Origin of the sequence: Thalassotalea sp. G20_0 (assembly GCF_017744175.1) — a bacterium.
Lineage (GTDB): Bacteria > Pseudomonadota > Gammaproteobacteria > Pseudomonadales > Endozoicomonadaceae > Endozoicomonas.
Genome location: NZ_JAGHQV010000487.1, coordinates 1 through 560 on the forward strand (window position 1 = coordinate 1; position 560 = coordinate 560).

General features: G+C 48.8%; 1 protein-coding gene. It reads right to left on the reverse strand.

Features of this window, described 5'->3' with window-relative positions:
- Positions 1 to 478, reverse strand: a 478-nt coding sequence (locus tag J7438_RS27180; RefSeq protein WP_503003955.1) for a 5-methylcytosine restriction system specificity protein McrC, incomplete at its 3' end; no start/stop codon positions are given.
- Between the last annotated feature and the right edge of the window lie 82 nt (positions 479 to 560).

Here is a 560-nt window from a genome sequence, read left to right on the forward strand (position 1 = left end):
TCATAAACTGCTGATTATCTTCCCGGCGGACGTACTCCGAGCGTAAGCCCCGCTTGACCAAACGGTTAACACTCTGCAGAAACTGGCGAATAAACACTTCAAGCAACGGCAATCTTTGGGAAGCGACCAGCGCATCGGTTGTTTCGATATGGCGAAACGCACGTAAATGCCGGAGCATACTCATTAAGGCAGCTCTGGACTCAGCAGCACTTTGTTGCCCTCCCGCCGTTGTCTTTGGTAATACTTCGATCTGAACCCCAGTCGGCGTATGAATCACGCCAACATAATTACGAACCTGAAGTGCCTTATGCCCACCTAAGGAGCATAGGCGTAAAAACGCAGGAGTATCCTCTGCCTGTTTTAAACACTGCCTTTCCAGGTAATCAAATGCTGCTTCAGGAAGACGAGCGCAACGCTCGCCCTCCACCTGAGCACTTAGATAACCGTATTCAAATATTGAAATAACCGGCTCGCTCATCACTGACCGCCAGCAGTATTGATGATTTTCTGATATGCCTTGATATTATCCAGTGCCTCTGCATTGCGTTTGTACACAACAC